Here is a 12406-nt window from a genome sequence, read left to right as displayed (position 1 = left end):
ATCACTTCGGCGTGGCACGCTGCGTCGTCTGGCTGTCAGTCAGCGGACGCTCCACGTCGTCCGGGTCTGTCACGCCGGACGGCACCGGTGCGGGGTCGAAGATGCCGATGGACGGGCGCGCCGACGCGCAGTCGAGGGCGGGCACCACGATGACGGCACTGATTCTCAGGACATCATCGGTCGGCGTCAATCGGTACTCGATGCCGCTCGCGTCCATCGCAGCCGCCCCGCCGGTCGGTCGAGCGCCGCTGGGCGTCGCCCACTCGTCGAGCACACACCCTCGCACACGCCAACCGTCCCCGTCGGGAACGACTTCCGTCGGCTCGAACGGCGCCGGCCCTGGGGCCAGCAAGGTCGACTCGCCATCCTCCAAGCGCTTCTCGGCGGCCCGCCACAGGTTCGAGCGGACGTCGTACTCGACGGTCGCGACCAGCTCCGGAAGCCTGAAGTCGTTGCGATTGCTCGCGACGGCCATCGCTGCAAGACCGTCGCGAACGGCGACCACGGCGGTGTCCCCGTCGAATGGCCCTGACGGCTCACCATCAGCCCAGACGATCTCTGGGAACGGCTGTGCGGCTTGCCCGCCCTGCGGCGTGCATCCCGCGATCCCGAGCACGAGTGCCAGGCCCGTGGCGATCCGGCCGAATCGGCGGACCGCCCTGTTCTCAGTGGACGAGCGCGTCATCCTTCACCCGGGTCGTTGTCACCCTCGGCGTCTCCAGAACCATCCCGGTACGCACGAGCCAGGGAGTCGAAGGTCGAACCGCCGCGTTCCTCGTCGAGAGCTTCGAGCAGGTCGTCGAGATGTTCGTCGTACCAACTCTGCAGCTCGGAGCCGCTCATGCCGGTCGGGTCCGGCACATCTGCGAGCGGTCCGTCAGGGGTGTCATGCTCCAGCCGCCACACGAACTGAGCCGTCTGCAGTCGGACCGCTTGCAGGCTCGGGTTCTTGTTCGCCGCGAGATCCTCCACCAAAGCGGCGTGCGTGTCCCCGAAACCACCCTCGAGGGTGTCGCCTCCCCAGCCGATGAGCTGACCGACCGCGTAGCCCTGCGCTGTGTCGATGACCTGCCCCGCCACGCCGCCGACGACCGTACCGAGCCCGGGAACCGGGATCATGCCGACCACCGTCTCCAGTCCGTCGATCGCGTCCGCGACCGCCTGATCGTGGCGCGCCGCCTCGCCGAGGAGCTCACCCGACCCGGCACCGTCCACCATTCCCTGCAAGACCGCGATCCGTTCGGCGGTGCCGTGCACCGAGACGTCGTCGAACTGACCGGCCGCTCCGATGAGAGCGTCCTGATACTGGGACACGACGCCCGACAGCGCTGTGTGACCGTACGGGTCGCTCGATGCGATGCCGAGGATGTCGGACAGCAGGTCCTGGGACACGTTCGCGTAGATGCCGGTGTCCTCGCTGATACCGAAGAACGCGACCTCCTGGGTCGGAGGCGTCTGGGTCGTCTCGTCGAACAACGGGGACTCGACGAACCCTGGGATCTGCGGTGTCAGCGCTCGAACGATCGACACCGACGCGAGGCTGCTCACGTTCTCGCCGTTGAAGGACTCGTTCTCCGAGAGCTGCTGCATGATCTTCTCTGTCAGGACAGCCGCATCATTCCACGCGGCCGAGGTTCCCTCGGTCGGATGCCCGGTCGCGACACCGGGGCCGCCGGTCGCGTACTGCGTGCCGGCCCAGAGACCGCTCGGGCCCGCGAACTCGTCGTAGGTCGACCAGTCGCGGTCGCCGAACCAGTAGTCGACCCGGGCGTCTCCGAGCGAACCTTCGCCCGAGATGGTGTCGTCGGAGCCGTCGGTGAGCCAGTCGAGCGCCTCGTCCGGGTACTCTCCAAGGGTTTCCAGGACACGGCCGGCGAGGTCGACGACGCGGAGCCCCGAGAGCCCCGTCTGCTCCTCCTCGAGCAGGGCGAGCGTCGTGCCGCCGGGCAACGGCGAGCCGTCCTGCCAGATGTGGTAGTTGCCGCGCTCCTCCTGGTCGATCATGTCGGCGAGCGCGAGGGTGGTGGTCACGCCGATCGGTGCGTTGGTCGGATCGCCGAACAGGAAGCCGATCGCCGCGGGGTCGCCACCGACGGTCGTACTGGCGTTCGCCATCATCTCCTCGGCGAACTCCTGCCCGGTGAGCGGGGTCCACCGTTGCGAGCCAACGGACAGCCCGCCGCGGACGCTCTGCGCGAGCGCCAGTGCGGCGGCAGCTGGGACGCTGCCGTCCACCACGCCACGGCCGAGTTCGTCGATGAGGCTGACGACGTTCTCGCCGCCCATGTCGCGGTTCATCTGCGCCATGACCAGCGGACTGTTGCCGTACAGGTCGTAGAGCGTCTGCAGGTTCGCGACGTCCGTCTCGGAGTAGTCGCCGGACGCGATCTGGTTCCCGAGTTCTGCCATCGCCTGTGCCACGGCGCTCGGCGACAGCGAGCCGGAGTCGGTGATGCCGATGGCTGCGAGCGCCTGGCGCTGCGCCTCCCACGCGGTCGCATTCGGAGGGGTCAGCGCGAGCACCAGGGTGCTGTCGGCCAAGGTGCGCTCGTCGGCCAGGCCTTCGAGCGCATTGCGGGCGAGGGTGAGATCGCCCATGGCCGCCTGCTCCTGCAGCTGACGGTGCTGCGCCTGCTCCGGAGTCGGGCCTCCTGCGGGGTCCATGTACTGGCGATTGATGACCTGGTTCGACTCGAACATTGTCTGCTTTACCGACGTCGCGCGGGTGGCGATGCCGGACACGGTCTCGGAGTACACACCGATGGCCGTCCGAGCTGCACTCAGTGCGGTGGTGACCGCATCGATCGTCGCGACCGGGGTGTTCAGCGACGCCGACCAGGTGACCGGGGCGTCTCCGCTCCACACCTCCGCGGTCATGCCTGCCTGCGAGTTGGTCGTGACCGTCCGGGCCTCGCCGAGCGTCGTCTCCACCGTCTGCAAGCCGGTGGCGGCCGTTCCGAGCGACCCGGCGTCGAAGAGTCCCGGATCCTCCCTCGTCCAATTACCCATCAGTTGGCTCCTTCGTCGAGCAGTGCTTCCGTCTCCTGCCACGTCGCCGCGGCGTCGCGGGCGATCTGCGCAGCGTTCGTGATCTGTCCCGATGCGAGCATCGTCTGCACCGTCGCCCACATGGCGAAGCTTTCGGCGGCACCCGAGACACTGGAGCTGGAACTTCCGCTCAGATCCACGGCCACCTCGGTCGGCAGGCTGTATCCGCTCGTCTCCAGTCCGGACGCGACCGTCCGAATGGCTTCGACGTCGACGAAGAGCTGATCCCCGGCCATAGTTCCCCTTGGGTCGTCACGGAGTCGGAGACCATGCGATGGTCGCCGACAGCGGGGTTCGCCCCGCCGGGCACCAGCGTATCCGAGAGCGTCCGGCGCGACGATGGGGAGCACTCCCCATGCGCCGGAACGGCTTCAACCGGCGATCACCCGGATGGGGAACTCGCCGATCCCGATCGTCGAACCCGCCTCGACGACATAGGCCTCGCCCGGCTGGCAGACGGTGACGGCACCGGACGCGTCCGTGATGGTCGTGCCGTTCGTCGAGTGCAGGTCGGTCACCCGGAGCGACCGACGCCCGGGCACGACGGCCGTGTGCGTCTTCGACACGGACATCCGCGGGTCGACGAGTGCCCGCAGTTCGGCGTCGGGCTGCTCAGGACGCGCCGACGGGTTGCGACCGAGGAGCACCGGCCCACGGAGCCGGATGCGTTCGCCGTCGGGCAGTTCGAGGGCGAAGTCGCCGCCCCGCGTCGACGAGGAGACGACCGTCGCGCCGAGATCGGCCTGGGAAGTCGCGACGGGGCCGTCGGGCGTCCGCGTGGGGTTCGACGTCGACGCAGGCCTGTCGGACCCGGGCGGTGCCGACGCGATCAGTCCGGGCGGGACGGTGATCTGGAGTTCCGGCGCCACCGAGGACGTCGAGGAGGCGTCCTGCGACGACTGCGGGATGGCCGCCGGCGGCTGGCGGAACTGCGGCGCACCGAGCGGTGGGGCGGCGACGACGGGGACGGCGTCCGGCTCACGTTCCGGTTCCCGGTCCGATGGAGCGACGGCGGGCGCAGGCGGTTCCGGGGGCGCCGCCTGGGCATCGGGCGCCGGCACGTCAGGAGCCGGTGGCGCATCGACCGGCTGGGCGAGGAAGCTCGGCGCCTCTCCCGGAGGAGCGACGAAGGAATCGGTGCCGTCCGCGAGCTCGCCACCGGAGGAGACCGGCCACGCGGAGGCGACGGGCGCCGCGCCGGTCGGGGCGGCGGAGGGAACGGCGTCGGGCAGGGAAGACCCGCCGGTCGACGACTCCGCGGCGATCGGGGCGAGCTCGGTCCTCGCGCCGTGGACGCGCACCGTGGCCGATGCGCCCGGATCCGACTCGGCCACGAGCGCGGCCAGAGCGTGCAGGAACGCAAGGAACGGCTGCTCGCCGAGCAGCGTGCGCTGCCGTCGTTTCTTCTGGACGCCGTGCTGCAGGATGAAGGTCGCCGCTGCGGTCCCACGGGCGGACGGGGCCGTCGTGATCGCGAAGGCGAGCAGCGGTGCCGGGTCGTCCACGGAGACCACGCGCAAGCGGATGTCGGCGTTCGTCCCACCGTCGATCGCGACGTAGTGCCTGGTCGTCTGCGCATCTGCACCGGAGGCGGCGACCGCTTGCTGGACGAGCGCGACGAGCTCGTCGGCGGTGCCCGCCAGGTCGAGTTCCAGACCGGTGTCGGTCGGGTCGGGTGATCGCATCGGTGGTTCCTCCCCAGGCGCCGTCGGCCGACGGCAGCAACGCAACGATTATCGCGCAACCGGCGCGTCGGCGCGTGAGCCCGCCGGGATCAGATGCCGCCGCGCTCCCACGGCCACCGCGGAGTCGGCCGGCCGCCGGTCGACGAGGTCGCCACCGCGGCTGCGGCGAGCACGATGACGAGCGCCAACACCCCGACGGTCACCGAGAACGGTCCCGTCAGCGTCGTGACCGCGAACGCGGCCGCATCGGCTCCGTCCCGACTCGCCACCGCATCGAAGATCCCGCCGCTGACCCCGTAGGCGAGCCACGCGAGCAGCCCGGCCAGGACGGCCGATCCCACCGAGACGCGCACCGGCGTCCGGCGCGTCTCGCGGATGATCGCCCAGAGCACCACGAGTGCGGCCACGACGACCATCAACGGGCCGGTCAGCGGCCCCGCGTCCGGGTCGGTCACCACATCGAGATCCGCCAGCAGACTGATGAAGCCGAACGCACAGACCACGAGCGCGACATAGGTGATCGCCGCGAACGGAGCGACCCACCAGGGCCCTGGCGCCCCGTGCTCCCGCTCGCGGTCGGTCATGCTCAGCGGGCGGTGGTCGGTCCGGCCTCGAGGACACGCTCGTACTCGGCGCGGGCCTCGAGGTTGGCCTCACGGACCTTGCGTCCGCGGGCGGCGATCCAGCCACCGAACCAGACGGGGATCTCGCGGGCGACGACGAACGCGAGGACCGGTCCGAAGGTGAACGCGACGCCGGTGACTTCGGCGAGCACCTCGTCCACACTCAGCGTCCACGCGCGCTCCTGGATGAGGAACCCGCCGACCCATGCGAGGAAGACGACCAGCCCGATGATGAAGCCGCCGAGCACCCAGTGCACCCAGCCGGATCGGTTGACGATCGTGGCCGTGACCACCCAGGAGAGGAAGAAGCCGGCGGTCGCCAGCAGGAAGGGCCAGCTGGTCGAGATCGTGATGAGGTTCTCGACGAAGGTGCCGTCGCCCTCGAGGACGAGCTCGAGGCCAGCGACGGCGGCTGCGTACAGACCGGCGAAGATGATGGTGCCGAGCAGACCGATGAGGATACCGAAGCCGCGGTTGCCGCGGACCTCCGGCTCCGACGGCGCCTGGACGTAGAGCGGGAAGGCCTGCTGCTGCTGCTCGGTCTCCGTCGCGGCGGCGGTGTCGCTCGCTCCGGAGCGCGCGACCGGCTCGTAGGCTGCCGCCGGGTAGGGGTGCGCGCCGGTGTCGGCCTGCTGGGACGTCGCCGCAGTGGTCGACGTGGACGTGGTGTCGTCGTCGTCATCGACGTTCGAGTACGCGCGCTGCGGGGTGTGCGGGCGGTACGGGCGCGTCTCGCGGACACCGGCGTCGGCGTCACTGCGAGCTGCCGCGCGCCGGTCCTCGACGACCGGGTCGGCGCCGACGCCGTCCGCCGTCGTGATGGTGTCCTGCTGGACGGTGTCCTCGGAGAGGATGTCCCGCTCGACCACGGGGTCACCGCTCGCGGTGGTCGGACGGGCGGTACCAGACGCGGTCTGGGCAGCCGCCGGAGTGGTCGGGTCGGTCGACGATCCGGGCTCGGGGTTCTGGGTGCTCATCGCGTACTCCTTCGGCGGAAGCCTGTTCAGGAGCGCCCGCACGGCGCTCCGTCCGCCACGGTAGCAACACCGGGCCGCGATGCCCGGCAAGCTCGCCGAGCACGCGGTACTCCCGTCCGACGCGATTCAGGTCTGATTCATATCCGAGGGAAACGGTCCCCTCAGCTCCGCGCGATTGAGTGGGACTCACAACAGACACTTGTCGGATCAACGCCGATCCCGCGACGCCGCTCCCCCACGGCGGATCCCCCGGAAAGGCACCATGCCAGAGCAGCTCCCCCACGCCCAGCGCGACGACGCACGTGCCTACTCGCCGCTCCGTCGCCTCTCGGCCCGATACCGCGGCCTGCCCCTCCGCGGACGCCGCGTCGTCGCCGGTGCTGCCGCCGGTGCCGCCCTCCTCCTCGCCACCGCGGTCATCGCGCCGCTCGCGGCGAACGGCTCCGGCTCGCCTCGTTCAGGTGCCGCCGCGCAGCCGAACGGTGATGCGGCGCTGTCGGTCCCCGCGTCGACCGTGAACGCCACGGCGGTCACGGCGATCTCGGAGACGACCGGCCCCGTGGCCGGCGGCAGCACCGTCACCGTCAGCGGAACCGACGTGGACGGCGTCACGCGCGTCGTCTTCGGAGCGCAGGACGCCGAGATCCTGTCGGCGACGAGCACCGAGGTGACGGTCGCTGTGCCACCTGCCTCGGACTTCTCCCCCGCCGACGTGGGGATCGCCGTGTACGCGGACGAGCTCCGGATCGATGGAGACACCCTGAGCTACCGCTACGACATCATGAGCCCGGTCGACACGCAGATGGCCTACGTCTTCGCACACTGGGACGACTACAACCTCGCCGAGTACGGCTCGCTTCCCGACACCGACTGCGCGAACTTCGCCAGCCAGAGTCTCATCGAGCGCGGGTGGACCATGGACGAGGACTGGTGGGCCGAGGGGACGGGCGAGGACTTCGACTTCTCGAAGGCCTGGGTCAGTTCCACGTTCTTCATGACCTACCTGGAGGGGCGCCCGGACCTCGCCACCGCGCTCGACGACACCCAGCGCGACCAGGTCAAGGTCGGCGACATCGTGCAGTTCGACTGGGACAACAGTGGCGACCGGGACCACACGGGCATCGTGTCCCGCGTCGAGATCACGGACGCCGGAACCCAGGTGTACTACGCCGGGCACACCGACGACACCGACTACCGCACCGTCGACGAGGCCATCACCGTCCTGCACCCCGGCGCGGACGTGTACTACTGGAGCATCGCCTAGCCGGAATCCGGAAGCCGGGCCACGGTCTCAGGCGGGGAAGAGCGTGGAGACGATCGTCTGCGTCCAGCCGGTGATGGACGTGTTCGACCAGCGGGTCGCGATCCACGTGCCGTCGCGGAGGAAGTGGCGCTCCCCGTAGGTGCCGGCGTCCTCGGTCGTCTCGGTGAAGCACATCGTGCCACCGGTCTCCTCGGAGCAGGTGAAGCCGGCCTCGTTCATCCGCGCGATCGCAGCGGTCTGCGTGGCGGCGTCGACCACGAGCACGTTCGTCTCGATCCCGAGGTCGCCACCACCGCTCGACTTGCCGAGGATGCAGTTGAGGCGGTCGGTGTTCGCCGAGATGACGGCCACGAGCGCGTTGTCGTTCGACCCGATGAACTCCGTCGCGAGATCCGGCTGTGCCCACGCCGGGTTGAGCTCGAGGATCCCGCCCTCGGTCACCGAGTCGATGTAGCCGGCGGGGAAGAGCTGCGTGCAGTCGGTCGGTCGCACGGGCGCGGCGGGCACGGCGTCCGTCGCGGTCGGCGCCGGAGTCGGCTCCGCGGTGGCCGTCACGGTCGGCGTGCCGGTGGCGTCCGTCGCGGGCGTACCGCCCTGACCGACGACGAGGAGGCCGATGACGACGACGAGCGCGATCACGAGCACGGCGGCCAGCACGCTCAGCCAGATGACGAGGGGGTTCCGCTTCCGCTTCGGCGCCGGTGCGCCGTACCGGACGTCCGGCTGCGCCGCTGCCGAGTCCGGTTCCAGGGGCTGGAAGGAACCGGTGGGCTGCTCGGGCTGATCGCTCATTCCCTCAGCATGTCGGCCCCGGCCCGCCCGCACAACTCGGGCGTCCCCCACAACGGCGGAAGGCCCGCCCTGCATGATGCAGGGCGGGCCTTCCGGTTGAGTCGTTCAACCCCTAGTTGTAGTTCCCGGGGGTGAAGTCGTCGGAGCTGAAGCTGTCGAAGTCGACGAAGCTCAGGTCGGACTCGTTGAACGCGCCGTCCTCACCGAAGATGCGGTTCGGGTAACGCTCCGCCTTCGCCTCTTCAGTGGCCTCGACCGTCACGTTGCGGTAGCGCGCCAGGCCGGTACCGGCCGGGATGAGCTTACCGATGATGACGTTCTCCTTGAGGCCGACCAGCGGGTCGCTCTTGCCTTCCATGGCGGCCTGCGTGAGGACACGCGTGGTCTCCTGGAAGGAAGCGGCCGACAGCCACGACTCGGTCGCGAGGGAGGCCTTGGTGATACCCATGACCTCCTGGCGAGCCGACGCGGTGCGACGACCCTCCGACACGGCCGAGCGGTTGAGCTCGGCGTAGCGCAGGCGGTCGACGAGCTCGCCGGGCAGCAGGTCGGTGTCGCCGTGGTCGACGACGGTCACCTTCCGCAGCATCTGGCGCACGATGACCTCGATGTGCTTGTCGTGGATCGGGACACCCTGCGAGCGGTACACGCCCTGGACGCCACCGACGAGGTGCTTCTGGACCTCGCGGACGCCCTGCACACGCAGGACCTCCTTGGGGTCGACCGCACCGACGTGGATCTTCTGACCGAGCTCGACGTGCTGGCCGTCCTCGACGAGGAGGACCGCACGCTTCAGCACCGGGTAGACGACCGGCTCGTCGCCGTTGTCGGGCGTCAGGATGACCTTGCGCGACTTGTCGTTCTCGTCGATCGTGATGCGACCGGCGGCCTCGGCGATCGGGGTCGCACCCTTGGGGGTACGCGCCTCGAACAGCTCCTGCACGCGGGGCAGACCCTGCGTGATGTCGTCTGCCGACGCGGAACCACCGGTGTGGAAGGTACGCATCGTCAGCTGGGTACCGGGCTCACCGATCGACTGGGCCGCGATGATGCCGACGGCCTCGCCGATGTCGACGAGCTTGCCCGTGGCGAGCGAGCGGCCGTAGCAGGCTGCACATACACCGACGGTCGACTCGCAGGTCAGGACCGAGCGCACCTTGATGTTCTCGACACCGGCCGACACGAGCTTGTCGATGAGCACGTCACCGACGTCCTCGCCGGCCTCGGCGACGACCTCACCCTTCGGGTTGACCGCAGCGGCGGCCAGCGAACGGGCGAACACGGAGTTCTCCACGTTCGGGTCGCGCACGAGCTCACCCGAGCTGTCGGCGTTCGCGATCGCGAGCTCGAGACCCTTGGTCGTGCCGCAGTCGTCTTCGCGGATGATGACATCCTGCGAGACGTCGACGAGACGACGCGTGAGGTATCCCGAGTCGGCGGTACGGAGTGCCGTGTCAGCCAGACCCTTACGGGCACCGTGGGTCGCGATGAAGTACTCCGCGACCGACAGGCCCTCACGGTAGGAGGAGATGATCGGGCGAGGGATGATCTCACCCTTCGGGTTGTTCACCAGGCCTCGCATACCCGCGATGTTGCGGATCTGCAGCCAGTTACCACGAGCACCCGACGACACCATGCGGTTGATGGTGTTGTCCGCCGGGAAGTTCGCGCGCATGGCCTCGGCGACCTTCTCGGTGGCCTCCGTCCAGATCTTGATGAGCTCCTGACGACGCTCGGCATCCGTGGTCAGACCCTTGTCGAACTGGCTCTGGACCTTGGCGGCCTGCTTCTCGTAGCCCTGGACGATCTCCCGCTTGTTCGGCGGGGTCAGGACGTCGCTGAGCGCAACGGTCACACCGGAACGCGTCGCCCAGTGGAAACCGGCGTCCTTGATGTTGTCGAGCGTGGCCGCGACGACCGTCTTCGGGTACCGCTCCGCGAGGTCGTTGACGATCGAGGACAGCTTGCCCTTGTCCGCCACGTCCTCGACGTAGGGGTAGTCCGCCGGCAGCGCCTCGTTGAAGAGTGCGCGACCGAGCGTGGTCTCGACGAGTGCGACGCCGGAACCCTCGTAGCCCTCGGGCCCCGTGCCTTCGGCGAACGTCACGTCGGTCAGACGGATGCGCACCTTGGCGTTGAGGTCGAGCGAGCCCTGGTCCTTCGCGAGGATCGCCTCGGCGACCGACGAGAAGGCACGACCCTCACCCTCGACACCCTCCTTGAGGGTGGTGAGGTGGTGGAGGCCGATGATCATGTCCTGCGTGGGCAGGGTGACCGGGCGGCCGTCGGACGGCTTCAGGATGTTGTTCGACGCGAGCATCAGGATGCGCGCCTCGGCCTGCGCCTCGACGGACAGCGGGAGGTGGACAGCCATCTGGTCGCCGTCGAAGTCCGCGTTGAACGCGGCACATACGAGCGGGTGCAGCTGGATGGCCTTGCCCTCGACGAGCTGAGGCTCGAACGCCTGGATGCCGAGACGGTGCAGCGTTGGCGCACGGTTCAGCAGCACGGGGCGCTCGCGGATGATCTCCTCGAGCACGTCCCAGACCTCGGGACGGCTGCGCTCGACCATGCGCTTCGCGGCCTTGATGTTCTGAGCGTGGCTCAGGTCGATCAGGCGCTTGATGACGAACGGCTTGAAGAGCTCCAGCGCCATCTGCTTGGGCAGACCACACTGGTGCAGCTTCAGCTGCGGGCCGACGATGATGACCGAACGGCCGGAGTAGTCGACGCGCTTGCCGAGCAGGTTCTGGCGGAAACGACCCTGCTTCCCCTTCAGCATGTCGCTGAGGGACTTCAGGGCGCGGTTGCCGGTACCGGTGACGGGGCGACCACGGCGACCGTTGTCGAACAGGGCGTCGACGGCCTCCTGCAGCATCCGCTTCTCGTTGTTGACGATGATCTCGGGAGCCCCGAGGTCGAGCAGACGACGCAGACGGTTGTTGCGGTTGATCACACGACGGTAGAGGTCGTTGAGGTCGGAGGTCGCGAAGCGGCCACCGTCGAGCTGCACCATCGGACGGAGCTCCGGCGGGATCACGGGGACCACGTCGAGCACCATCGCGGCCGGCGAGTTGCCGGTGATGAGGAACGAGTTGACCACGCGCAGACGCTTGATGGCGCGGATCTTCTTCTGACCCTTGCCCTCCGCGATCTGGTGGTGGAGCAGCTCGGACTCGGCGGCGAGGTCGAAGGACAGCAGGCGCTTCTTGACCGCCTCGGCACCCATGTAGGCCTCGAAGTACAGGCCGAAGCGGTCCTGCAGCTCGTGGAACACGGAGTCCTCGGGCTTGAGGTCGCCGACCTTGAGGTTGCGGAAGTCCTCCCAGACGCGCTCGAGGTGAGCGATCTGCTCGTCGTAGGACTTGCGGGTCTGGCTCATCTCCTTCTCGGCGGCGTCCTTGGTGCGACGCTTCTGCTCGCTCTTGGCGCCTTCCTCCTCGAGGGCGACGAGGTCGTCCTCGAGCTTCTTCAGGCGGTCTGCGATGCGCGAGTCGCGCTGGTCGCCGAGCGTCTTGATCTCGAGGCGGAGCTCGTTCTCAAGGCCGGGCATGTCCTGGTGGCGTGCGTCCTCGTCCACGTCGATGACCATGTAGGCCGCGAAGTAGATGACCTTCTCGAGGTCCTTGGGCGCCATGTCCAGCAGGTAGCCGAGGCGCGAAGGGACACCCTTGAAGTACCAGATGTGCGTGACCGGGGCGGCGAGTTCGATGTGGCCCATGCGCTCACGGCGCACCGACGACTTCGTGACCTCGACACCGCAGCGCTCGCACACGATGCCCTTGAAGCGGACCCGCTTGTACTTGCCGCAGGCGCACTCCCAGTCGCGGGAAGGACCGAAGATCTGCTCACCGAACAGACCGTCCTTCTCGGGCTTGAGGGTGCGGTAGTTGATGGTCTCGGGCTTCTTGACCTCTCCGTGCGACCAGGCACGGATGTCGTCTGCGGTGGCCAGACCAATGCGAAGCTCGTCAAAAGTTGTGACGTCGAGCAATGTATCTCCTATGAAAGGTTTCG

At 68.8% G+C, this 12406-nt stretch carries 9 protein-coding genes; 1 reads left to right on the top strand and 8 read right to left on the bottom strand.

The genetic code is table 11. The features are described 5' to 3' along the window. Nucleotide 1 precedes the first annotated feature (1 nt). The 6 genes from QRN26_RS10870 to QRN26_RS10845 all read right to left on the bottom strand — a co-directional run bounded on the left by QRN26_RS10870 (nt 2) and on the right by QRN26_RS10845 (nt 6333). Nucleotides 2–685, bottom strand: coding sequence for a hypothetical protein (locus tag QRN26_RS10870; protein WP_056778786.1), 684 nt, complete (start codon nt 683–685; stop codon nt 2–4). Continuing rightward, on the bottom strand, nt 682–3009 hold the full coding sequence (locus QRN26_RS10865; protein ID WP_285036724.1) for a hypothetical protein: 2328 nt from the start codon (nt 3007–3009) through the stop codon (nt 682–684). The genes QRN26_RS10870 and QRN26_RS10865 overlap by 4 nt, the downstream gene beginning before the upstream one ends. Beyond that, a complete protein-coding gene (locus tag QRN26_RS10860) occupies nt 3009–3284 on the bottom strand; it encodes a hypothetical protein (RefSeq protein WP_285036722.1) in 276 nt (91 codons plus the stop codon). The genes QRN26_RS10865 and QRN26_RS10860 overlap by 1 nt, the downstream gene beginning before the upstream one ends. 135 nt (nt 3285–3419) lie before the next feature. Next, the gene (locus QRN26_RS10855) at nt 3420–4733 is read right to left on the bottom strand and encodes an FHA domain-containing protein (RefSeq protein ID WP_285036720.1); all 1314 of its coding nucleotides are present in this window, start codon (nt 4731–4733) and stop codon (nt 3420–3422) included. Between the two features lie 89 nt (nt 4734–4822). After that, the gene (locus QRN26_RS10850; RefSeq protein ID WP_285036718.1) at nt 4823–5317 is read right to left on the bottom strand and encodes a DUF6121 family protein; all 495 of its coding nucleotides are present in this window, start codon (nt 5315–5317) and stop codon (nt 4823–4825) included. Nucleotides 5318–5319: 2 nt separating this feature from the next. After that, complete coding sequence (locus QRN26_RS10845) at nt 5320–6333, bottom strand: hypothetical protein (RefSeq protein ID WP_285036717.1); 1014 nt, start codon at nt 6331–6333, stop codon at nt 5320–5322. A 262-nt stretch (nt 6334–6595) separates the two neighbouring features. Here QRN26_RS10845 and QRN26_RS10840 point away from each other — a divergent pair, with 262 nt between their 5' ends. After that, on the top strand, nt 6596–7597 hold the full coding sequence (locus QRN26_RS10840; protein WP_285036714.1) for an amidase domain-containing protein: 1002 nt from the start codon (nt 6596–6598) through the stop codon (nt 7595–7597). A 27-nt stretch (nt 7598–7624) separates the two neighbouring features. On the opposite strand, the gene QRN26_RS10835 is transcribed toward QRN26_RS10840, so the two are convergent. Together QRN26_RS10835 and QRN26_RS10830 are read right to left on the bottom strand one after the other, a co-directional pair. After that, the gene (locus tag QRN26_RS10835; protein ID WP_285036711.1) at nt 7625–8389 is read right to left on the bottom strand and encodes a hypothetical protein; all 765 of its coding nucleotides are present in this window, start codon (nt 8387–8389) and stop codon (nt 7625–7627) included. 112 nt (nt 8390–8501) lie between these two features. Next, nucleotides 8502–12383, bottom strand: coding sequence for a DNA-directed RNA polymerase subunit beta' (locus QRN26_RS10830; protein ID WP_056008241.1), 3882 nt, complete (start codon nt 12381–12383; stop codon nt 8502–8504). Nucleotides 12384–12406 lie beyond the last annotated feature (23 nt).

The sequence above is a fragment of the Plantibacter sp. ME-Dv--P-095 genome, assembly GCF_030209365.1.
GTDB lineage: Bacteria > Actinomycetota > Actinomycetes > Actinomycetales > Microbacteriaceae > Plantibacter.
Note: the sequence above shows the minus strand (reverse complement) of the source record. Positions and strands in the feature narration are given on the sequence as shown.